This is a genomic window from Ruegeria sp. CDSC002 (genome assembly GCF_059610905.1).
Window position 1 is genome coordinate 188,370 of record NZ_JBXWOM010000003.1, and the last position, 22,459, is coordinate 210,828.

Genomic DNA, 22,459 nt, shown 5'->3' on the forward strand with positions numbered 1-22,459 from the left:
GATGGCCCTTCAGCTAAGCTTTGATCTTCCGGCGAAAACTGCGCTGGGGCGTGAGGATTTTTTCGTCTCTCCCGCGAATGCACTTGCGGTTGCCATGATCTCGGCCACGTCCTGGCCGGGCAACAAACTGGTTCTGAGCGGCCCTGCGGGCGCAGGTAAAACCCATCTGGCACATGTCTGGGCAGCGGAAACCGGTGGTCGGATTTTTAAGGCCACGGATGTGCGTCACGAAGACGTGCCGGATCTGGCACGCGCGCCTGTCGCGGTTGAAGACGTCCCGATGATCGCGGACGACTTAGAACAACAGAAAACACTGTTTCACTTGCACAATCTTGTGTTGGCCGAAGGTAACGCCCTTCTTATGACTGGACGGCTTGCCCCTAATTTCTGGCAACTTCCGCTGCCCGATCTCCAAAGCCGGATCGAGGGCGCGCATCACGTGGCACTGGATCCTCCGGATGATGCATTGCTGGGCGCGGTTCTGGCCAAGCTGTTCGTAGACCGGCAATTGAACCCCAGCCCTGAGGTCATCGCCTATTTGGTCAAACATATGGACCGGCGCTTTGAAACTGCCGCCAGTGTTGTGGCGCAACTGGACCAGCTTGCCCTATCGGAAAAGCGCGACATTACCCGCGCCTTGGCGGTGCGTGTTTTGAGCGCAGATTTAGATGATATCCAATCTGGGAATTGACCCACGCCGGGTCATCTCGCATTCTGCACGCGGAATATCTGGAAGAGACATGGATCAGACTGTCGTTACCGAAATCCCTGACTGGGGTCCGTTCGGAAAGCCCCTCTTTGATGACCCCCAAGCCCGAGCTCTGTCACGCGTGGGCGTGGTTGACGTCGGATCAAACTCAGTCCGGATGGTGATCTTTGACGGCGCCGCGCGCTCACCGGCATATTTCTACAACGAAAAAGTGATGTGCGAGCTCGGCGCGGGCCTTTCGGACACGGGGCGGCTCAACCCTACGGGTCGCAAGCGCGCTCTGGCTGCTTTGGGTCGGTTTGCCCAACTCTCCGATGACCTTGGCCTGCCCGGCCTACATGTCGTCGCCACCGCCGCCGTGCGCGAGGCCGAGGATGGCCCCGAGTTTTGTGCTGAGGTCAAAGCCGAAACCGGCCTGACCGTATCGGTCATTAACGGCGATGAAGAGGCTCGCCTGTCCGCGCAGGGTGTCCTGCTTGGATGGCCCGGCGCATATGGCCTGATCTGCGACATCGGCGGGTCCTCAATGGAATTAGCCGAGATCGGAGACGGCGGCGTCGGCCGGCGCCTGACCTCGGTGCTGGGGCCGCTGAAACTGCGGGACATCAAAGGTGGCCGGCGTGCGCGCAAGGCGCACATCAAAGCCACGATGGAGGATCTGCGCGACCAGATGGGGCCGCAACGGGACCGGTTGTTCCTAGTGGGCGGAAGCTGGCGGGCCTTTGCGCGCCTGGACATGCTGCGTCGGGGTTATCCCCTGAACGTGCTGCATGAATATCGCATGACCACCAAGCAGGTGCGCGAGACCATTAAATTCATCGAAAAAGGTGACCCGGAAAAGCTGCGCAGCAAAGCCGGTGTGTCGGGATCACGGATGGCGCTGATCCCCTATGCGATGGATGTGCTGGCACGCTTGATTCGCACGTTCAAACCCAAGGATATCGCCATTTCCAGCTATGGTATCCGCGAGGGTCTGCTTTACGAGCAGATGCCACAAAACCTGCGGGACCGCGATCCGTTGATCGAGGCGAGCCGTTTTTCCGAAGCCAAGGACGCCCGCCTGCCCGGTTTCGGAAAACATCTGCTCGATTTCGTGATGCCGCTGTTCAAATCAGCCCCACCCGCGCGCATCCGCCTGATAAAGGCGGCCTGTCTGTTGCACGACGTCAGCTGGCGCGCACATCCTGACTATCGCGCCGAGGTCTGTTTCGACTACGTCACACGTGCCAATCTGGGCGGCTTGAAGCACTCAGAACGAGTCTATATCGGGCTGGCCCTGCAGCACCGGTATCGCAACAAACGCGAGGGCAACCGGTTCACCGCATTGTACGAACTCCTAGACGAGAAAGATCAAAAACAGGCCGAGATTTTGGGAAAGGCCATGCGGTTTGGTGCTATGCTGTGGATGCAGAACGATGCGCCGATGGCGACTTTAAAATTTTACCCCAAGAAGCAACAACTGGACCTGTTCTTGCCAACTGCAGCACGCCCCCTGTTCAACGAAGTGGCCGAGGCACGGCTAAAGTCACTCGGCAACGCTTTGAAATCCGAAACCCGCGTCATCATCCGGGACTAGATATCAAATCTCGGTTTCGCCCTCGGGCGGGCCTTCAGGGATCTCTGGCTGTATCTCTGGGTCCTGCGGCGGCTTTTTGCGGATAATTATATCGCCGTTAGGCAGGATCTCGGGAGTTTCATAGGCGCTCCAATCCTCAATCTCATCTGCCAGCTCGGCCAAGGCGGGCCCCATTTCCGCAATAAATGACTGCATTGCAGGGCCAAACTGTTCAGCGAGTCCCAGCAGTTCATCCAATGCAGGCTCCATCTCCTGGCGCAAGCCTTCAAAGAACAGCTCTGCCCCCTGCTCCATCAGGGATTTGTTCCCCTCTTCCTCGGCAGAGGCCGGAAGGGCAAAAGTGACGGTCAGCGCGCAGATTGGAATGAAACGTCTCATATCCAAAACATAGGGCAACTAAAAGTCGGTTGGAAGGTCACAGCTCGATATCCAGAGTGACAGGGAAATGGTCAGACGCGGTTAGCAACGCTTCATGTAGATCCTGCGCATCACGGCAAGCCGGATCGCGAAACGGATGCCATATGCGCCAGACCGGGCGACGATCCTTTAACCCATCGCTGATCATAATATAGTCCAACAACGCCTCAAGATACCCGCGATCTTGGGGCCGATAAAAGCGCGCGGTAGACGGGCGTTCACCCGGTTCTGACCCGAAGGCCGTATCCGCGTGGGGGTCGAACACCCCCGATTGCAGCAGGATTTCAACCGAAGAGCGACCAAACAAGTTTTCAAATTCGTCCAGCCCCGGACCATCGTTCAGATCGCCCATTAAGATCACCTGTTCATCAGCCGCCAGATGCGCCTTGATCCGCCTGCCCAGCCAGATCGCCTGAGCCAGCTGTTTCCGGCGATTGGCGATCGAGATGCGGATCGCCGCATCGCGGGTTTCCGCCCCATGAGGCGCCTTTGACTTCAGATGCGCGCCAATAAGACGGAACCGTTCGCCTGCCTTGGTTTCAACTGCCAATTCCATAGGCGGCTTGGAAAACTGCACCTGATCCTCGGTTGCGTCGATATCGAGGTCGATGTGAAACACCTGGTCGAAACGCGGAGCCCGTTGCCCTCCGTCTTTTGGATCATGTCGCACCGTCAGAACGCGCGGGTCATACAACAAAGCCAGTTCTTGATGTGTATCGTTGGCAAATCCCATCACGGCTTCGCTGGTGCGCAGATCGAAAGCCTCGGCAAAGTTTTGTTGCGCGCGGACCGTGTTCTGAGATTTCCCTGTGTTTGGTGCTTCGACAACCAGCACAGCATCCGCATCGATCGCCGTCAAAACTTTGGCGATAGCCTCGATCTGTTGCGCCTTGGTGACATCATGGCGACCTGACCAACTGTCATCGGCGATCAGTTCGTCATGACGATCAAACAGATTGGCGAACCACTCGATGTTATAAGTCGCGAGGCGCATGCCTCAGGCCTGCGCGCCGTTGATTTCGTCCCAGGCGCGGTTGATGTCGATCATCTTCTTTTCTGCCAAACGTACGGCCTCTTCTGGGACACCACGTGCCAACATCGCATCGGGATGCGTTTCGCGCACAAGTTGCCGCCAAACCTTGCGAATATCGGGTAACGGCATGTCCCGTGGCACCCCAAGAACCGTGTAAGGATCATTGGGCGCATCAGGCACAAAACGGGCACGCAAGGCCATGAACTGCGCATCGGTCTGGCCGAAAATATGGCTGACCTCTTCCAGAAACTCGTTTTCGTTGGGGTGATAGAACCCGTCTGCCATGGCGATGTGGAACAACCCCTCCATCAAATCGCACAACGTGGTGCTGTCTTCGGAAAACATGCGCGCGATCTTGCGGGCGTAGTCCTGATAACCCGCGACATCTGTACGGGCCATGTTGAATACGCGCGCCGCGCCTTCCTCATCATCGCGGGCAATCTGGAACACGTCACGAAACGCCGTGACCTCATCCCGCGTCACCTGCCCATCCGCCTTGGCCATTTTCGCACCCAAGGCGATCACAGCGATGGTGAAAGCCACCGACCGTTCGGGCGGCGAGCGCAGCTTTTCAAAGACTGCGGTAAGGCTTTCACCCTGGGCAAGCGCGCTTAGCGCATCGGATATACGGATCCAGATCGACATGAGCGCACCCTAGCGTCCCAAATCGGGACTGTCAGGTGCAACCAAACCGTCTGAGGCAAGAATTTTCTGCATCAGCACAAGGTCCAGACGTTTCCCCCACTTGAACCCAACCTCGGGCATGCGCCCTACCTCGACAAAGCCCACGGCCGCGTGAAAAGATACTGCCCCCGGATTTGCCGAAGAAATCCCCGCCACCAGTGCATGAGCTCCCTCTGCCCGGGCGGCGGCCTCAAGCGCCCGCATCAAAACGCGCCCCGTACCTTGTTCACGCGCATCAGTGGCCAGTTGGATCGTTAGCTCTCGGCACTGCGCGTATCCCGGACCGGATCGAAACGGACCATAGGTGGCAAACCCAAGAATCTGGTCGTCCTGTTCAGCCACAAGATAGGCCGGACCGCGCGCTTCGATGTCACGCGCAATGCTGTCTACACTGCGTTCGTCGGTTGTGAATGTTACCAGCGTGTCGCGGATGATTGCGTTGGTGATCGCAGCTATCTCTTTGGCATCCGCAGCTTTGGCTTGTCTAATTTTCATTCCAAAACGCGTTTCCCATGCGGAGTTTCGAACTCTGCTCGCAATGCGACCGGGCCTGTGTCGAAAACCACAGCGTCCATTTCGCCTAGCAGCTTGGCTAGCTCCAGTGCGTCCGGGTGAAAAACCACCAATCGACGCAAACGGCAGCCGCTATCCTGCAGCATATTTGCCGGATGCAAATCTCCGTGCCACTGAATAAGCGCCGGGAACAGATTGTCGAAAGGCAGACGCCCGTTTGGCGGAACCGCCATTTGCCAGCGTAACGCCCCGCGGGCCAAGTCGATCGGGTGGCCCACCCCATCCGGAAACACGGTCAACGAGGCTGAAATGTCCGGCACCCGGCATATCCAGTTGGTAAGGCGCGGCACGCCCTTGAACCGGTCCAGATCGAACCATCTGGTTCTTTGCGGATTCGGTGCCTGTGGGTCAATCGCGATGGCCTCAAGATACAAGCCGTCTCGCAATCCTAACAGGCGGTTATATGTGCCAAACCTTTCATGCTTGCCGCCGTCCTGCAGCGGTACTCCCAATGCCTGTTCGACATGGGCAGACGCTTCTTCGAGCGTTTCGCCCGCAACCGCCAGATGATCCAGTAACACGCAGCGCCTCCTATTAAAAACGACCAAACCCTATCGGATCTGGTCGCATGTTTTCCTTAAAGGCGGTGGATCACAAGATTTTTCGACGAAAATCTTTGAAACCCTCAGCCTTTCGCTTCACCGATCAGGCGCAGGATGTCCTGAGCGGCTTCGGGGATGTTGGTGCCCGGGCCAAAGATCGCTTTGACGCCGTGATCATAGAGGAATTGATAATCCTGCTGCGGGATCACCCCGCCGCAGATTACAAGAATGTCCTCGGCACCGGCTTTCTTCAGCTCTTCTACTAGCTGCGGTGCCAGTGTTTTGTGCCCCGCTGCCTGCGACGAAATACCGATGACGTGCACGTCGTTGTCCACGGCGTCCTGCGCGGCCTCAGCCGGGGTTTGGAACAGCGGGCCTACATCCACGTCAAACCCGATATCCGCAAAGGCGGTTGCGATCACCTTGGCACCGCGGTCATGCCCGTCTTGCCCCATCTTGACCACAAGCAGGCGTGGACGGCGGCCTTCGGCCTCGGCAAACTCTTCGATGGATTTCTGGATCGCAGCAAAGCCTTCATCGCCTTCATATGCCGCGCCATAGACACCGGCCAGCGTTTTCACTTCGGCGCGGTGGCGACCGAATTCTTTTTCCATTGCCATGCTGATCTCTCCTACGGATGCACGGGCGCGGGCGGCCTCAACGGCAGCAGCCAGCAGGTTTCCACCCTCGCGGGCGGTCTTGGTCAGAGCATCCAGTGCCGTTTGACAGGCGGCTTCGTCACGGGTTGCACGGATACGTTCCAATCGCGCGACCTGAGCTTCGCGCACGGCCACATTGTCGACGTCCAGAATGTCGATCGGGTCTTCCTTTTCCTTGCGGTACTTGTTGACGCCGACGATCACCTCGTCACCCCGGTCAATCATGGCCTGACGGCGGGCGGCGCTTTCCTCGATCCGCAGCTTGGGCATACCGCTGGCAACGGCCTTGGTCATACCGCCCATTTCCTCGACCTCTTCCATCAGAGCCCAGGCTTTTTCGATCAACTCGTTGGTCAGGCTTTCGATGTAATACGAACCGGCCAGCGGATCGACCACATCGGTCACGCCGGTTTCCTCTTGCAGAACCAGCTGCGTATTCCGCGCGATACGGGCCGAGAAGTCGGTCGGCAGCGCAATCGCCTCGTCCAACGCGTTGGTGTGCAACGACTGGGTGCCGCCCAGAACCGCGCTCATCGCTTCATAGGCGGTACGGATCACGTTGTTATAGGGATCCTGTTCCTGCAAAGACACGCCGGACGTCTGACAGTGGGTGCGCAGCATCTTGGACCGCTCGGATTTCGCGCCAAAATCGGTCATCACCCGGTGCCACAGCGTACGGGCGGCGCGCAGTTTGGCGATCTCCATGAAGAAGTTCATGCCGATGGCAAAGAAGAACGACAGACGGCCTGCGAACTTGTCCACGTCCATCCCGGCCTGTGTCGCTGCTCGGACGTATTCACGCCCGTCGGCCAGCGTATAGGCCAGTTCCTGCACCAGGTTCGCCCCGGCCTCTTGCATGTGATAGCCCGAGATCGAAATCGAGTTGAATTTCGGCATCTCATTCGACGTGAACTCAATGATGTCCGAGATGATCTTCATCGAAGGCTCAGGCGGGTAAATATAGGTGTTGCGCACCATGAACTCTTTCAGAATGTCATTCTGAATGGTGCCGGACAGGACGGATTTGTCATGCCCCTGCTCTTCGCCTGCAACGATGAAACTGGCCAGAATTGGAACAACCGCCCCGTTCATAGTCATCGAGACCGAGACCTTATCCAACGGAATGCCGTCGAACAGGATCTTCATGTCCTCGACGCTGTCGATTGCCACACCGGCCTTGCCCACGTCACCGACAACGCGCGGATGGTCACTGTCATAGCCGCGGTGCGTCGCCAGATCGAAGGCGACCGACACACCCTGCTGACCGGCCGCCAGATTGCGGCGATAGAACGCGTTTGATTCTTCAGCGGTCGAGAAACCCGCATATTGGCGGATCGTCCAAGGGCGGCCCGCATACATGGTCGCCTTCACACCGCGCGTGAACGGCCCGAACCCAGGCAGCGACCCCATATGCGGCAGTTCAGCGGTGTCTTCCTGCGTGTAAAGAGGTTTGACTTCGATACCTTCCAAAGTCTCTTTGGTCAGGTCGTCCAACGGGCGTCCGCGCAGCTCTTTCTCGGCCAGCGCCTGCCAGTCTTTCGTATCGGTCATTGCGTATTCCTTTTCTCAATTCGGGTCGCGAACAGGCTTGGCCTGCGCGTTTTAACGTTCGGTGCCGCGCGTCGCGGCAGGTGTAAACGCGATATTTTGAAGCCTGCGTGCATTTCGCCGGTCGCATTCACCGGCGCAGAGGCTATATTCAAACGAACAGGAGGCCCTATGACACGAACGCTTGCCCTTGTTTTCTCGGCACTATTCCCGCTGGTCGCGATGGCGGCAGATGGGTCTGCGCCCGCCGATGAAGATTTTGTCCGCCCCGCTGGTGATAGCGAGCTGAGCGAATACTTATGGGTCAACCGGCCCATCGTCGTCTTTGCCGATACCCCAGCCGACCCGCGTTTCCGGCAGCAAATCGACATGCTTCTGGAAGGCGAAGAAGCCATGCGCGACCGGGATGTGGTCGTGCTGACCGATACCGATCCGTCTGCCCGTTCTCCGATCCGGTCACAATTGCGCCCGCGCGGCTTCCAGATGGTGTTCGTCGACAAGGACGGCGTGGTTAAACTGCGCAAACCCTCGCCGTGGAGCACACGTGAAATCGGCCGTTCCATCGACAAAACGCCCCTGCGCGAACGCGAAATCCGCGAACGACGCGAGGGCGGCTGAGCGCTTTCGCCACGCCCAAAGCTCCCGGCGCGAACCGCCGGGAAACCATGGAGATATGGTGAAAACGCGATCATGATCACTCGAACTCTATGATCACGTCGTCCACGGCGAGGTTGTCGCCGGGGCCTGCGTTGACTTTGGACACGACACCCTTCTTCTCGGCGCGCAGGATGTTTTCCATCTTCATCGCCTCAACAGTGCACAGTGCCTGACCTTCCTGCACTTCCTGCCCCACTTCGACATCGATCTTCACGATCAGGCCGGGCATCGGGCACAGCAGCATTTTCGAAGTATCCGGCGGCAGCTTTTCGGGCATCATACGGGCCAGTTCGGCCTGACGCGTCGTACGGACATGGACTTTGAGGTCTGCACCCCGGTTGCGAATACGGAACCCGCCCGAGATTTTTCCGACCTTCAAAACCAGCGGGCTGCCATCGACGTCCAGCACCGCCAAATGATCGCCCGGCGTCCAGTCCGAAGTGACCCGCACGGTATTACCGTCCGAGAACGTCACGGTTGACCCATCGCGATCCGCATCAATCTCAACCGCATATTCCTGCCCTTGCAGTGTGACGACCCAATCAGAGCCGACCTTGCGTTCGTGATTGTCCATCCGGCCAGAAACGCGGGTGCGGCGAATCTCGGCCACGCGGTGCATCGCGGCGCAGGACGCGGCTATGCGGCGCAAGTCGGCCTCGGGCAGTTCAACGCCTTCGAACCCGTCGGGATATTCCTCGGCGATAAAGGCTGTGGTCATGTCACCGCTGACGAATTTCGGATGGTCCATCACAGCCGACAGGAATGGCAAGTTGTGGCCAATGCCTTCGACCTCGAAACTGTCCAGCGCCACGCGCATCGCCTCGATCGCCTGTTCCCGCGTCGGAGCCCAGGTGCACAGTTTGGCGATCATCGGGTCATAGTACATGCTGATCTCGCCGCCTTCGTAGACGCCGGTGTCGTTGCGCACGGCGGCTTCACCTTCGGGCGCTTCACCTTGCCATTTATCGTTCACCAACAGCGGACCAGAGGCAATCTCTTGCGGCGGACGATAGCGGGTCAGACGACCAATCGACGGCAGGAAGCCACGATACGGATCTTCGGCATACAGGCGGTTTTCGATGGCCCAGCCGGTCAGGGTCACGTCGTCCTGTGTGATCGACAGCTTTTCACCTGCTGCGACGCGGATCATCTGCTCAACCAGATCGACTCCGGTGATCAGTTCGGTGACCGGGTGTTCCACCTGCAGACGCGTGTTCATTTCCAGGAAGTAGAAATTCTTTTCGCCATCGACGATGAATTCAACCGTACCGGCGCTGGCATAGTCTACGGCCTTGGCCAGTGCCACGGCCTGTTCGCCCATCGCCTTACGGGTCGCTTCGTCCAGGAAAGGTGACGGTGCTTCTTCGACCACTTTCTGGTTCCGACGCTGGATCGAGCATTCACGCTCGCCCAGATAGATGCCGTTACCGTGGCTGTCGCATAGAACCTGAATCTCGATGTGACGCGGCTGGGTCACGAATTTTTCAATAAAGATACGGTCATCACCGAACGAGTTTGCCGCCTCGTTCTTGGACGACTGGAACCCCTCGCGCGCTTCTTCGTCATTCCACGCGATCCGCATGCCCTTGCCGCCGCCGCCGGCACTGGCCTTGATCATGACCGGATAGCCGACTTCGTTGGAAATCTTGACGGCCTCTTCTGCGTCTTCGATCAGCCCCATGTAACCGGGAACAGTGGAAACACCGGCTTCTTGCGCGATCTTCTTCGAGGTGATCTTGTCGCCCATGCTTTCGATTGCCCGAACCGGTGGACCAACAAATGCAACGCCTTCAGCCTCAAGCGCCTCGGCGAATTTCGAGTTTTCCGACAGGAAGCCATAACCAGGATGCACCGCCTGGGCCCCACTCTGGCGAATGGCATCCATGACCTTGTCGATCACGATATAGGACTGGTTCGCAGGCGGCGGGCCGATATGCACCGATTCATCCGCCATCGACACATGCAAGGCGTTCTTGTCTGCATCCGAATAGATGGCAACGGTGCCGATACCCATCTTGCGGGCTGTCTTGATGACCCGGCAGGCGATCTCGCCCCGGTTGGCGATCAGGATCTTGTTAAACATGGAACGTCCTTTGTCTTGATGTTCTGAGAACGCAAAACGCCGCCGCAGGGAACGTTCCCCACGGCGGCGTGATGCGCGATTACGGTCGGGGCGACGCGCGCCCCGAAAAACCCGGTATTACCTACAGTTGTTTTGTGTCTTGCAGTACAGGACGTTGCCCGCCGCGCCGACAACCGCGCCGAACAGCGGGTCGGCGCTGACAACAGCCGCCCCGACGGCGCCTGCGCCGCCGCCAAGCAGCGCCTGTTCGCCCGTCGTGTCACCACAGGCGGCAAGGCCTGCGCAGGTCGCCATTGCAAGAACGAGTTTCGAGATTCGCATGATATCTGCCCCTTTGGAATTCTTGATGCGTTCCGGGGCAGATGTCCGATTTCGACCTTGTTATTCAATAACAGGCAGTCCTGAACGGAGATTTGCGCAAATTTGTGCCGCTTTACGCTTGGATCATGCGCAAAGAAAAACGCGGGCAGGACTTTGTGAACATCACAAGCCTGCCCGCGGAAGGAAGGGGTACGGAATAGTAGGTGCTTGTGCGACGCAGGCAAAGTAGAGCCGCACGGCTTGGTCAGGTTGCTTGGCACAATTAAATGCGTAAACAACGTATTGTTTCCGGTCAGGTTTCCGGCTGGAAATCGCCCATTGGGCGAATCTGCGCGCAGATTCGTGCCGAGATCAGGTGCAGTTTTAGGTGAGAAACGCGAGGCCAATGCCGTCACGTTGCTGTTACTTTTCCTCAGCAATTGATCCGTTTCTGCACCTGCAACATCACGGGTTGCGGAAAAGGTCGTTAGAAATTCTCTTCTCAAACGCAAAGGGTTAACCGATCTGTTCACCATAGGGTGAAAACGGTTCGGAAGTTTTGCACGTTTCCTTGAGAAACTAGGCGCTTTCCATCCCGTTCTCGTGATTTCCCTCAAGTTCTCTTGCGTGGAACGGTACCCGTGCACACTCGCACACAAGGAAACATCCACATGATTGCAAAGAGAAAAACGGCGTTGCTGCTTGCCGTATCCGCGCTTGGCATGTCCGGCGCGGCTGCTTTCGCCCAAGACGCCCAGACGCAAACGGAACTTGATGCCCTGCGTGCCCGCGTCGAAGCCCTGGAGGCCGGGAAACCCGGCGCTGGCACTGGCGATCTTCGAATCGGAAACACAACTCTTGATGTTTACGGGTACGTTAAGGCTGATTTCTTCTACGACACCGACTTTGAACTGGGCGATCTTGCCGATGCGACCCGAATTGGCGAGCCAGCAAACGCCACCAGCGGCACCTTTGGGGCCACCGTGCGCCAATCGCGCATCGGGCTTCGGACCAATACGCCGTCTGCCATCGGCGATATTGCCGGCCAGCTGGAACTGGATCTGTTTTCCGGCGGGACGGATGGGCCTGCTGAACTGCGCCTGCGCCACGCCAATATCCGTATTGGTGATAACTGGTTGATCGGTCAATTCTGGACCAACTTCCAGCCGTTGGACACCTATCCCACGACCGTTGAATTCAACGGCCCCGTTGGCATTCCTTTCGCTCGCGTCCCTCAAGTGCGCTATACGAACACGCTGGGCTCTGACACAACTTTTGCGGTGGCGATCGAGGAAAACGTTGGCGGCTCGGATTCGAATGATCCCGTCCTGACCGGCTCCATCGAATACAACAACGGTACCTACCTGGCCCGCGCCTCGGCTTTGTATGGTAAGGCGCAATCCAGCGCGGTCGAAGTGGATCAGACCGGCTATACCCTCTCGGCAGGCATCCGGCCCTGGCAAGGCGGTCTGTTTCAGGTCAACTATGTCGACGGCGAGGCTTTGGGCCCCTACCTGATCGCTGCCGGTGACGCCATCGTCAACGGACAGGCCAACGACGTGGATGGATTTACCGTGGAATTCCGCCAGGAACTGAGCCCCAAATGGAACGTCGGCATCGCTTATGGGCAAGAGAATTACGACCTGCCGACCTCGACCGGGACCCTGTCCTTTACCGAGGTTGAAACGATCCACGTGAACGCCTTTTACAAAGCGACCGACAATCTGACGCTTAGCGCCGAATACTTCTATGGTGAGCGGAACGATGCACCGACCGGACGCACCTTTGACAGCAACCGAATTCAATTGGCGGCGCAACTGAACTTCTGACCACACATACCGACCCTGCCCCGACACGGGCAGGGTTTTTGGCCTGGATGGCCTCACCGCGTTATGTGCGACAGCGGTTGGCACGATCAGCGCACCCCGTCAAAAATTTCGGGGAAGGAAATCCGACCCACATTCGAATCAATAACCAAAAGCGCGTCGTAACTAGCTGGATCAAAAGGATCTTCGGCCGGAATGACTTCGCGTTCGAACAGCCAGCAAAGACGGCCAGCATCCAAATTGCCCCTCTCAAACGGTTGGTCGCCAAAATGCGCCCACAGGGCTTCCATAAAAGCCGCATCCGCGCGCTTGTCCGCGGGTTTACGATCTCGAAACCGCTCGCGGCGGGTCAGGGGCGTCACGCCTTTGGGATTGGCCCGACGAATAATGAACTGAAAGTCAGTTCCCGGCAGGCGCCCGGGAAATCCGCGATGTTTCAGCATGGTTCCACCTCAATTGCACAAGGGGTCATGGGGATCAGATATTCACATCCGTCACAGGATGATGTCATGGTGCGCACCTCCAAAGCCGCGTAGCTGTTCAGAAATGCCCTGACGGGATGAATAGCGCGATTCATAGTCAAAGCCCCTCCCAGATACACCGGGACTGTTCCAGCCGGTAGGCTTCAAAGAACTGCGTGGCATCAGGGGATGTACGGCCGAATTCGATGGGCCGGTCAGACAGGGAAATGACCACCCGGGCAGCGTCCAGTTCGTATTTAGCCACATAAGTAACCGCAAGCGTCTGGCACAGATGTTCCATGTCGACCGAGGCGATATCGTACCCGATCCGGCCAATGTCCGAACCGATCTTGGGCGCAATAAAGCGAAATCGCACCCAAAGTTCACCGGGGTTATTGTCCAGCAGAACGTCGCTCAGGTGCACTGGCTGTCCGGACGGGACCGGCAACAGGTTTTCGGAGTCAGCCAGAACGGGGATCGCAAAAACCGACAGTACAACAGCTAAGGCGCGATCCCGGACCCGCCACAGGCGAGCTCCTCTCTCCGGGATCGCGCGCGCCTGGCTTTCGGCCCGCGCTGTTCTATGTCTTATTGGGCAACTCATTAGCAGTTGTGGCCTCAAAGTCAATTTTGCACCCAAGTAATCTGCCCTGACCGTTTGTCCGAGACGCTGTCCAAACCGTTTTGGCCGGGCAGATTTCCTGGCACATCCCCTCAAAGAGGGATGTTGTCGTGCTTTTTCCACGGGTTTTTCACGTGCTTGTTCCGCAAGCTGGCAAAGGCTCGCGAAACGCGACGGCGGGTCGATTGAGGCATGATCACCTCATCGATAAAGCCACGCTCAGCCGCGACAAACGGGTTCGCAAACCTGTCCTCATAATCCTGCGTGTGCTGCACAATTTTCTCGGCATCGCCCAGATCGGCACGGTGAATGATCTCGGTCGCGCCCTTTGCGCCCATCACCGCGATTTCGGCTGTAGGCCAGGCATAGTTGAAGTCACCGCGCAGGTGCTTGGACGCCATAACATCATAGGCACCACCATAAGCCTTACGGGTGATGACGGTAACTTTTGGCACCGTGGCTTCACCGTAGGCAAACAACAGCTTGGCGCCGTGCTTGATCACTCCGCCATATTCCTGCGACGTCCCCGGCAGGAATCCAGGTACATCCACCAGCGTCAGGATCGGAATTTCGAAGCAATCGCAGAACCGCACAAACCGCGCGGCCTTGCGCGAGCTGTCGATGTCCAGACAACCGGCCAAAATCATCGGCTGATTGGCTACAACGCCCACTGTCTGCCCTTCAAGCCGGATGAACCCGGTGATGATGTTTTTGGCAAAATCCTCCTGAATTTCGTAGAAATCACCCTCATCCGCCACTTTGGTGATGAGTTCCTTCATGTCGTACGGCGTATTAGGGTTGTCGGGGATCAATGTATCCAGCGAGGTTTCCAGACGGTCGGGTTCGTCAAAGAACGGGCGCACAGGCGGCTTTTCGCGGTTGTTGAGCGGCAGGAAATCAACCAAACGCCGCACCTCGGCCAGTGCTTCAACGTCGTTCTCAAACGCTCCGTCAGCAACCGAGGATTTCTTGGTATGGGTCGACGCCCCACCCAGTTCCTCGGCGGTAACCACTTCGTTTGTGACCGTCTTGACCACGTCGGGGCCGGTCACAAACATGTACGAGGTGTCTTTGACCATGAAGATAAAGTCTGTCATCGCCGGGCTGTAGACTGCGCCACCAGCACAGGGCCCCATGATCACGCTGATCTGCGGAACCACGCCTGACGCCATGATGTTGCGCTGGAACACCTCGGCATAACCAGCCAGCGACGCCACGCCTTCCTGAATTCGCGCCCCGCCCGAGTCGTTAATGCCAATCACCGGTGCACCGTTCTGAACGGCCATATCCATGATCTTGCAGATCTTCTGAGCATGGGTTTCCGAAAGCGAGCCGCCAAAGACTGTAAAGTCCTGGCTGAACACATAAACCATGCGACCATTGATCGTACCCCAGCCAGTAACGACACCGTCACCCGCTGGCCTTTGCTTCTCCATCCCGAAATCGGTGCACCGATGGCTGACAAACATGTCAAATTCTTCAAAGCTGCCTTCATCCAGCAACAGTTCAACCCGTTCGCGCGCAGTCAGTTTGCCGCGCGAGTGCTGTGCGTCGATGCGCTTTTGTCCACCACCCAGCCGCGCGTTGTCGCGACGGTCTTCAAGTTCGGAAAGGATGTCTTTCATAACGATGATCCCCTGTAAAATCTGGCCGGACACTATACGCAGATGCCGCGAGACCAAAGTAACTTTCGGCAAATTTGCAAATCTTATCCAATCATCTTGGTGAATATTGTAAACTTGCTAAATTTCACTTACAAAACGCGTGATGGATGGCATTCCTATCCGTGGTGACTATACACGTGAACTATGCAGTTTAGTTCTTCGTCGGCGCATCGCTCGCCTCCTAAAATTACCACTCTGGTTTTGCTGTCCGGATTGTCCGCGCTCAGCCTCAATCTGTTTTTGCCGAGCCTGCCCAATATGGCACTGCACTTTCAGGCCGACTACAAGGTCATGCAACTGTCGATTGCCCTGTACCTGCTAGTCAATGCGGTTCTTCAGATTCTGATCGGACCAATTGCCGACAAGGCGGGGCGCCGCCCCGTTCTACTTTGGGGGTTGGTCCTTTTTTTGGTGGCTACGTTGGGCTGCATCTATGCCCCCAACATTCAGGTCTTTCTTGTCTTCCGGATGTGTCAGGCCATCATCGTGGTCGGGATGGTTCTCAGCCGTGCGGCGGTTCGGGACCTATATGATCAGGACCAGGCCGCGTCGATGATCGGTTACGTAACGATGGGCATGGCAATTGTCCCCATGATCGGACCCGCGATCGGAGGCCTGTTGGAGGAGAGCTTTGGCTGGAAAGCCAACTTCTGGCTACCCTTCGTTCTTGGCGTAATGACGCTGGTGCTAACTTACTTAGATTTTGGCGAAACCTCAGCCAAGAGCGGCAAAACACTGGTTCAACAATTCCGGGAATACCCCGAACTGCTGGGTTCACCGCGATTTTGGGGCTATTCGCTGTCATCCGCGCTGTCGTCTGGCGCCTTCTTTGCCTATCTGGGCGGCGCTCCCTTTATCGGCACCGAACTATTCGGCCTCAGCGCCGCCGAGGTCGGCATCTACTTTGGCGCCCCAGCCGTAGGGTATTTTTTTGGCAATTTCTTCAGCGGTCGCTATTCCGTTCACTTCGGCGTCAATCGAATGGTACTTTGGGGCTGCTGGCTGAACGCAGCAGGCGTTGCAATGTCCGCGATCTTGTTTCTGGCCGGCTTCGGAACGGCGCTTAGCTTTTTCGGCTTCATGACCTTTGTAGGCATTGGAAACGGCATGACGATTCCCAACGCAACGTCGGGCGCACTTTCGGTGCGACCGCATCTGGCCGCCACAGCATCCGGACTGAGTGGAGCGATCATGCTGGGCGGCGGCGCGGGCCTCAGCGCGCTTGCAGGAGCCTTGCTAACCCATGAAACTGGAGCAATGCCCCTGCTGTGGTTGATGCTGGCAACCTCGGTCCTGGCAGTATGCGCAATATTGTCCGTCATTCGACGCGAACGGCAACTGGGTCTTTGAATGGCTTGCCTATGACGGTTTGCAAAGTTAGCTTGCCGAATTAGGAAAGTTGCAAAGGCCCAACATGGCGACTCAGAAACTCTATGCAGGTGCAAAGCTACGCGAAATGCGTACGCGCTTGTCCCTGACCCAAAAGGAATTTGCCGCCAAACTGGGTGTTTCCCTGCCCTATCTAAACCAGATGGAGAACAACAACCGTCCGATTTCGACCACGGTCGTTCTGGCGCTGGCGCAAGAATTCGGAATGGATGTCACCGAGTTGAGCACCGGCGACAGTGAACGCCTGGTCTCGGACATGCGCGAGGCATTGGCCGATCCGGTCTTTGACGATGCCGTTCCGCCACTCGCCGATCTCCGCCTGACGGCTTCAAACGCACCCGCTCTGGCACGAGCCTTCATTGCTCTGCACCGCACCTATCGTCAGACGCATGAACGCCTGGCCTCTCTTGATGAAGCATTGGGGCGCGAAGACGCGCAAATCCAGGCCAGCCCATGGGAGGAAGTGCGGGACTTCTTCCACTATTGCGACAACTATATCGACGCGGTGGACCGCGCGGCTGAACGATTTGCCGGGCGCGCCGAGGATGCAGGTGGCATACGCGCCGCAGCCCTGGACGGCCTCGCGGAGCGCGGCATCCGGGTACAATTCCCGGATATCGATGAAACCCGAAAGTACGACCCAGAAAACAAAACACTGCAGCTTTCGTCCAGAACCGCACCACAAACTCAGGTGTTTCAGTTGTTGTTGCAGGTTGCACTGATCAGTCAGGACAAACTTCTTGAAGCAACGCTAGATTTTGCCAAATTTCACAGCGATGAGGCCCGTGCCATTGCCAAGATCGGGCTGGCAAATTACTTCGCCGGCGCATCACTGATGCCTTATGCCAAATTTCTGGCCACAGCACAGGAATATCGTCACGACCTTGAACTGCTTAGTAACCGGTTTGGCGCATCGATCGAACAGGTGGCGCACAGGTTGTCGACCCTGCAACGCCCTGGCGCAAAAGGCATTCCGTTTTTTTTCGTTCGCGTTGATCAGGCCGGAACGATCACCAAAAGACACTCGGCCACGCGCCTGCAATTTGCCCGGTTCGGCGGCGCCTGCCCCTTATGGAACGTGCACCGCGCCTTCGAAACACCCGGCCACTTTCTGCGTCAGCTTGCAGAAACACCCGATGGCGTTCAGTATATTTCTCTGGCTCGAGACGTGTCGAAATCCGGAGGCTCATACGGTGCACCGGTACGTCGTTATGCCATTGCCCTTGGGTGCGAAGTGCGTCACGCCGAGGCGCTGGTTTATGCCGACAATCTGGACTTCAACAACGCCAGCGCCTACGAGCCAATTGGCATATCCTGCCGCATCTGCGAGCGGCAGAATTGTCATCAGCGATCGGTTCCGCCATTGGAAAGACGCTTAACGATAGACGCCCATACCCGCGGCACCCTGCCCTATGAAGTCACCTGATCTTTACCTGGCCTGACAATATCCCGGGGGAGGCGCGGCCTGCCGCGACCGGGGGCGGAGCCCCCGACATGCCTCAGGCTTTCGACAGGATAGCCCAGATCTCGTCTTTCAAACCCGCACGTTTCTTACGCAGGTCCGTTTCAGCAAGATCATCCATCGGCTCGACATTCGTTTCGGCTCGATGCACTTCGCGGTTAATCTCATGGTATTCATCCGCCAGCCGCGCAAAGTGAGCGTCCGTCTGCTTGAGTTGGCTCATCAGCTCAACCTTTTCCGGAAACTCTTCAGCCAGTTCGTGCGGGGTATGGGACATTCCTGTTCGCTCCTCAAAACATGTTGTTGCGATTCAAGTCTATTCGTCCGGTCCCCGTCAATCTTTGACGCGGATCAAATCATTCTTTCGATCATCGCTGTGCAACCGCCCATTGGGGATTAATCCAAGGTTGGTCATTGGCTGCTGGCAGGGCATTCTTACCCAACAGATGATCGGACATCTTCTCACCCACCATGATAGATGGCGCGTTCAGATTGCCATTGGTGATCTGCGGGAAGATGGAGCTGTCGGCAACGCGCAGCCCGTCCACGCCAATAACGCGCCCCTCGGGATCGACCACAGCGTTTTTGTCATCAGCCCGACCCATCCGGCAGGTTCCACAAGGGTGATACGCGCTTTCGGCATGTTCCGCGATAAAGGCATTGAGCGCTTCGTCAGACTGCACGTCCGCACCCGGCTGAATTTCTTTACCGGAATACGGTTTGAACGCATCCTGCCCGAAAATCTCGCGTGTCAGGCGAATACAGGTGCGGAAATCTTCCCAATCCTGCTCGTGGCTCATGTAGTTAAAACGGATCACAGGCGCGTCCTCGGCATTGGCCGACCGAAGTGAGACCGCCCCGCGCGAGGGCGAGCGCATCGGCCCGACATGCGCCTGAAAACCATGACCTTCAGCTGCTGCCTGACCGTCGTAGCGTACGGCGATCGGCAGAAAATGGTACTGAATGTCAGGATATTCCACGCCCGGCTTTGATCGGATGAATGCCGCACTTTCGAACTGGTTTGATGCACCCAACCCGGTCTTTGTGAACAACCATTGTGCTCCGATCAGGCCTTTACTGATCAGGTTCCAGTGTTTGTAGAGTGTGATGGGCTGTAGGGATGCCTGCTGGATATAAAGCTCCAGGTGGTCTTGCAGATTGCCACCCACACCCGGACGGTCCGCCACAATTTCGATCCCATGCTCGGCCAGATGCGCTGCCGGACCGATGCCTGACAGCATCAGCAGCTTGGGAGAGTTGATGGAGGACGCGGCAAGAACCACTTCGCGCCGAGCGCGGATGACCTCAGTCTTGCCACCTCGGATCAATTCCACTCCAATTGCGCGGCCATTTTCCATAACCACCCTTGAGGCCAGTCCGCGCACGATATCGCAGTTGTCGCGCTTGAGCGCAGGTTTCAGATAGGCATTCGCCGCCGACCAACGCCGTCCTTTCCAGACGGTTTGTTCCATCGGGCCAAAGCCTTCCTGCTTTTCACCGTTGTAGTCGCCGGTAACCTCGTACCCCGCCTGCTGACCCGCATCGACGAAAGCCTGAAATAGAGGGTTCTCGCGCGGTCCGCGAGAAACATGCAGCGGGCCATCGGTGCCGCGCCATGTCGGATCACCGCCGTGGCCACCATCATGCCAGGTCTCCATGCGTTTGTAGTACGGAAGAACATCCGCAAAGGACCAGCCATCGGCGCCCATCTCGGCCCATGTATCGAAATCGCGCGCGTGGCCACGAACGTAGACCATACCATTGATCGAAGACGAGCCGCCAATCACCTTGCCGCGCGGGCAGGCCAGTTCGCGGTTATTCAGGTGCGGCTCAGGCTCGGACTTGTAACCCCAGTCATACATCGGCATGTTCATCGGATAGCTCAGCGCCGCTGGCATCTGGATGAACGGTCCGGCATCGGTGCCACCATGCTCGATCACCAGAACCGAGGCCCCGGCCTCGCTCAGGCGATATGCCATCGCGCAACCTGCGGATCCTGCGCCGACGATGACGAAATCTGCTTCCATTTTCAGGTCTCCATATCCTGCCGAACTGCGTTTTGAACCGTTCGGCAGGAGTATTTTCAAAAAGGTGAAGAGGTTACTCGCCGCGCGGGTAGCGGGCGTTTTCCTCGACGACATTCAGATCCATGTGATTGCGCATGTAGCGCTCGGATGCCTTCTGCAGTGGCTGGTAATCCCATGGGTAATACCCGCCCTGCCGCAGCGCCTCGTAAACAACCCAGCGGCGCGCCTGGCTGGCGCGGACATCCGCGTCGAATTTATCCAAGTCCCAACGCGCCTGAGATTTCGCGCGCAAAGTTTCCAGTGTACCTGCGTGTTCGGGATTTTCCGCGTGGTTTTCCAACTCATGCGGGTCAGCCTCAAGGTCGTACAACTGATCAGGGTCCAGTGCGCAGCGATTGTATTTCCACTTGCCATAGCGCAGCGAAACCAGCGGCGCATACGAGCCTTCGGCCGCGTATTCCATCTTCACCGGAGCAGTCCGTTCGGTGCCATTGGCCAGTGGTACAAGGTCTTCGCCATCGGTCCACGGCGCGATCTCGGCCATATCTACACCCGCCAGTGCGCCAAGGGTTGGCGTGACGTCGATTGTCGAAACCGGTGTGTCGATACGGCCTGCCGGCATATCCGGCGCGGCAATCATCAACGGCACGCGTGCCGATCCCTCGTAGAAGTTCATTTTGAACCACAGGCCCCGTTCACCCAGCATGTCGCCGTGATCCGAGACAAACATGATGATCGCCTCTTGCCGGGTTGTTTCCAGCACCTCGAGGATTTCACCGATCTTGTCGTCCAGATACGAGATATTGGAAAAGTACGCGCGGCGCGACTTGCGGATGTCTTCTTCTGTGATGTCGAAGCTGCGCCAATCATTGGCATCAAAGATACGCTTTGAGTGCGGGTCCTGATTGTCATAGCCAATGTCCGCAATCTCGGGCTGCAGGTGCTCGCAGTCTTCGTACAGATCCCAATACTTGCGGCGCGCCACGTAAGGGTCATGCGGGTGGGTAAAGCTGACGGTCACGCACCATGGGCGGTCATCCTTGCCGCGCGCCAGATCATAGAGCTTGGCCTTGGCGTTGTAGGCGACCTCGTCGTCATACTCCATCTGGTTGGAGATTTCGGCCACGCCTGCGCCCGTCACCGAGCCCATATTGTGGTACCACCAGTCAATACGCTCACCCGGTTTGCGATAGTCCGGCGTCCAGCCAAAATCAGCCGGGTAGATATCGGTTGTCAGGCGGTCCTCAAACCCGTGCATCTGATCTGGGCCGACAAAGTGCATTTTGCCGGACAGGCAGGTGTAGTAGCCCGCACGGCGCAGATGGTGCGCATAGGTCGGGATGTCGCTGCGGAATTCTGCGGCGTTGTCGTAGACACCCGTGCGCGAAGGCAGTTGACCGGACATGAAGCTGGCCCGCCCCGGCGCGCAAAGCGGCGAAGCCGTATAAGCATTGGCAAACCGGGTCGACCGCTCAGCCAGCTTCTTCAGGTTTGGAGCGTGAAGCCAGTCAGCGGGACCGTCTGGAAAGAGGGTCCCGTTCAGCTGATCCACCATCAGGATCAGAATGTTCGGTTTTGTCATTTTTCAGCCTCGAGCAGAGTGTTGAGGACACGCATTGCGTGATTGACCGCCAGCTGCGGTTCTTCCGGCGCGCTTAGTGCGGCGCGGATATACAGCCCATCGATCAGGGCGATCATGTTTTCGGCCGCCTCGGCCGGATCGCCCAGCAATGGGCGCAGGGCGTGTGTCAGGTTCGACCGGATACGCGCCTGATAGATTTGCCACAGGCGCAAGGCGTCATCATTCGTTTGGGCCAGCACGTAAAACGTCATCCACGCAGCGATGACATCCGGTGTGAAACACGATGGTGCAAAACAGGCCCGAATAATGGCCTGCGCGCGTTCCTGCGGGACAGCATTCTTCAGCTCCTGCCTAGCCTCGTCGGCAAAGTCCGACAGGATACGGCGCATGGCAGCCAGAAAGATCTGGTCTTTGCCACCGAAATAATGATGCGCCAGCGCGCTGGACATGCCTGCCCGTTTGGCAATCTGGCTGACCGTTACATCAAGGGATTTCTTCGACCCGAGCTCGGCAATTGTTGCCTTGACGATCGCGTCACGGCGGATTGGCTCCATTCCGAGTTTCGGCATCGCTATCCCCTCATTGCGTATTTGAGAAAACGCTAAGGGGTTTTTATTGACTCGTCAATCAATAACGTTTCATGCG

21 protein-coding genes are annotated in these 22,459 nt (G+C 57.5%); 6 read left to right on the top strand and 15 right to left on the bottom strand.

What is annotated here, in order from left to right; all coding sequences use genetic code 11:
- Position 1: 1 nt before the first annotated feature.
- Positions 2 to 691, top strand: a complete 690-nt coding sequence (locus AC2FJE_RS07125; protein WP_108859407.1) for an HdaA/DnaA family protein — start codon at positions 2 to 4, stop codon at positions 689 to 691.
- Between the two features lie 49 nt (positions 692 to 740).
- Entirely contained in the window at positions 741 to 2,285 is a 1,545-nt protein-coding gene (locus tag AC2FJE_RS07130; protein WP_282151657.1) for a Ppx/GppA family phosphatase, read from the top strand.
- A gap of 3 nt (positions 2,286 to 2,288) precedes the next feature.
- Here the strand turns inward: AC2FJE_RS07130 and AC2FJE_RS07135 are convergent, their stop codons facing one another.
- The 6 genes from AC2FJE_RS07135 to scpA all read right to left on the bottom strand — a co-directional run bounded on the left by AC2FJE_RS07135 (position 2,289) and on the right by scpA (position 7,744).
- Positions 2,289 to 2,663, bottom strand: a complete 375-nt coding sequence (locus AC2FJE_RS07135; RefSeq protein WP_496755060.1) for a hypothetical protein — start codon at positions 2,661 to 2,663, stop codon at positions 2,289 to 2,291.
- Positions 2,664 to 2,700: 37 nt separating this feature from the next.
- Complete coding sequence (locus AC2FJE_RS07140; protein ID WP_496755062.1) at positions 2,701 to 3,696, bottom strand: endonuclease/exonuclease/phosphatase family protein; 996 nt, start codon at positions 3,694 to 3,696, stop codon at positions 2,701 to 2,703.
- 3 nt (positions 3,697 to 3,699) lie between these two features.
- Positions 3,700 to 4,380, bottom strand: a complete 681-nt coding sequence (locus tag AC2FJE_RS07145; RefSeq protein ID WP_058275662.1) for a molecular chaperone DjiA — start codon at positions 4,378 to 4,380, stop codon at positions 3,700 to 3,702.
- A gap of 9 nt (positions 4,381 to 4,389) precedes the next feature.
- The gene (locus tag AC2FJE_RS07150; protein WP_496695987.1) at positions 4,390 to 4,914 is read right to left on the bottom strand and encodes a GNAT family N-acetyltransferase; all 525 of its coding nucleotides are present in this window, start codon (positions 4,912 to 4,914) and stop codon (positions 4,390 to 4,392) included.
- Entirely contained in the window at positions 4,911 to 5,513 is a 603-nt protein-coding gene (locus tag AC2FJE_RS07155) for a VOC family protein (RefSeq protein ID WP_496695989.1), read from the bottom strand. Before AC2FJE_RS07155 ends, AC2FJE_RS07150 begins: the two co-directional genes overlap by 4 nt.
- A gap of 104 nt (positions 5,514 to 5,617) precedes the next feature.
- Complete coding sequence (gene scpA, locus AC2FJE_RS07160) at positions 5,618 to 7,744, bottom strand: methylmalonyl-CoA mutase (protein WP_496760817.1); 2,127 nt, start codon at positions 7,742 to 7,744, stop codon at positions 5,618 to 5,620.
- A 168-nt stretch (positions 7,745 to 7,912) separates the two neighbouring features.
- On the opposite strand from scpA, the gene AC2FJE_RS07165 reads away from it, so the two are divergent.
- Positions 7,913 to 8,359, top strand: a complete 447-nt coding sequence (locus tag AC2FJE_RS07165; protein ID WP_058275658.1) for a DUF4174 domain-containing protein — start codon at positions 7,913 to 7,915, stop codon at positions 8,357 to 8,359.
- A 76-nt stretch (positions 8,360 to 8,435) separates the two neighbouring features.
- Here the strand turns inward: AC2FJE_RS07165 and AC2FJE_RS07170 are convergent, their stop codons facing one another.
- Both AC2FJE_RS07170 and AC2FJE_RS07175 read right to left on the bottom strand, forming a co-directional pair.
- Positions 8,436 to 10,481 carry an ATP-binding protein gene (locus AC2FJE_RS07170; protein WP_496704669.1) on the bottom strand — a complete coding sequence of 682 codons (2,046 nt, stop codon included), beginning with the start codon at positions 10,479 to 10,481 and terminating at the stop codon, positions 8,436 to 8,438.
- A 117-nt stretch (positions 10,482 to 10,598) separates the two neighbouring features.
- Positions 10,599 to 10,802, bottom strand: a complete 204-nt coding sequence (locus AC2FJE_RS07175) for a hypothetical protein (protein ID WP_058275656.1) — start codon at positions 10,800 to 10,802, stop codon at positions 10,599 to 10,601.
- 650 nt (positions 10,803 to 11,452) lie between these two features.
- Here AC2FJE_RS07175 and AC2FJE_RS07180 point away from each other — a divergent pair.
- Positions 11,453 to 12,610, top strand: a complete 1,158-nt coding sequence (locus AC2FJE_RS07180; protein WP_496760818.1) for a DcaP family trimeric outer membrane transporter — start codon at positions 11,453 to 11,455, stop codon at positions 12,608 to 12,610.
- A gap of 86 nt (positions 12,611 to 12,696) precedes the next feature.
- Here AC2FJE_RS07180 and AC2FJE_RS07185 read toward each other — a convergent pair whose 3' ends face one another.
- The 3 genes from AC2FJE_RS07185 to AC2FJE_RS07195 form a co-directional block, all read right to left on the bottom strand.
- On the bottom strand, positions 12,697 to 13,050 hold the full coding sequence (locus tag AC2FJE_RS07185; RefSeq protein WP_496760819.1) for a hypothetical protein: 354 nt from the start codon (positions 13,048 to 13,050) through the stop codon (positions 12,697 to 12,699).
- A 136-nt stretch (positions 13,051 to 13,186) separates the two neighbouring features.
- Entirely contained in the window at positions 13,187 to 13,672 is a 486-nt protein-coding gene (locus AC2FJE_RS07190; protein ID WP_234999129.1) for a DUF6497 family protein, read from the bottom strand.
- A gap of 110 nt (positions 13,673 to 13,782) precedes the next feature.
- Positions 13,783 to 15,315: an acyl-CoA carboxylase subunit beta gene (locus AC2FJE_RS07195; protein ID WP_109313344.1), complete on the bottom strand. Its 1,533-nt coding sequence runs from the start codon at positions 15,313 to 15,315 to the stop codon at positions 13,783 to 13,785.
- 183 nt (positions 15,316 to 15,498) lie between these two features.
- Here AC2FJE_RS07195 and AC2FJE_RS07200 point away from each other — a divergent pair, with 183 nt between their 5' ends.
- Both AC2FJE_RS07200 and AC2FJE_RS07205 read left to right on the top strand, forming a co-directional pair.
- Positions 15,499 to 16,704: a multidrug effflux MFS transporter gene (locus AC2FJE_RS07200; RefSeq protein ID WP_472723218.1), complete on the top strand. Its 1,206-nt coding sequence runs from the start codon at positions 15,499 to 15,501 to the stop codon at positions 16,702 to 16,704.
- Positions 16,705 to 16,768: 64 nt separating this feature from the next.
- Positions 16,769 to 18,169 (top strand): helix-turn-helix domain-containing protein, encoded by a 1,401-nt coding sequence (locus AC2FJE_RS07205; protein ID WP_496755071.1) that lies wholly within the window; start codon positions 16,769 to 16,771, stop codon positions 18,167 to 18,169.
- A 73-nt stretch (positions 18,170 to 18,242) separates the two neighbouring features.
- On the opposite strand, the gene AC2FJE_RS07210 is transcribed toward AC2FJE_RS07205, so the two are convergent.
- The 4 genes from AC2FJE_RS07210 to betI form a co-directional block, all read right to left on the bottom strand.
- On the bottom strand, positions 18,243 to 18,482 hold the full coding sequence (locus AC2FJE_RS07210; protein ID WP_496755076.1) for an HP1242/YdcH family protein: 240 nt from the start codon (positions 18,480 to 18,482) through the stop codon (positions 18,243 to 18,245).
- A gap of 91 nt (positions 18,483 to 18,573) precedes the next feature.
- Positions 18,574 to 20,232, bottom strand: coding sequence for a choline dehydrogenase (gene betA, locus AC2FJE_RS07215; protein WP_472723216.1), 1,659 nt, complete (start codon positions 20,230 to 20,232; stop codon positions 18,574 to 18,576).
- 73 nt (positions 20,233 to 20,305) lie between these two features.
- On the bottom strand, positions 20,306 to 21,814 hold the full coding sequence (betC, locus tag AC2FJE_RS07220) for a choline-sulfatase (RefSeq protein ID WP_496760820.1): 1,509 nt from the start codon (positions 21,812 to 21,814) through the stop codon (positions 20,306 to 20,308).
- Entirely contained in the window at positions 21,811 to 22,383 is a 573-nt protein-coding gene (betI, locus tag AC2FJE_RS07225; protein ID WP_108859390.1) for a choline-binding transcriptional repressor BetI, read from the bottom strand. Before betI ends, betC begins: the two co-directional genes overlap by 4 nt.
- Positions 22,384 to 22,459: the final 76 nt, after the last annotated feature.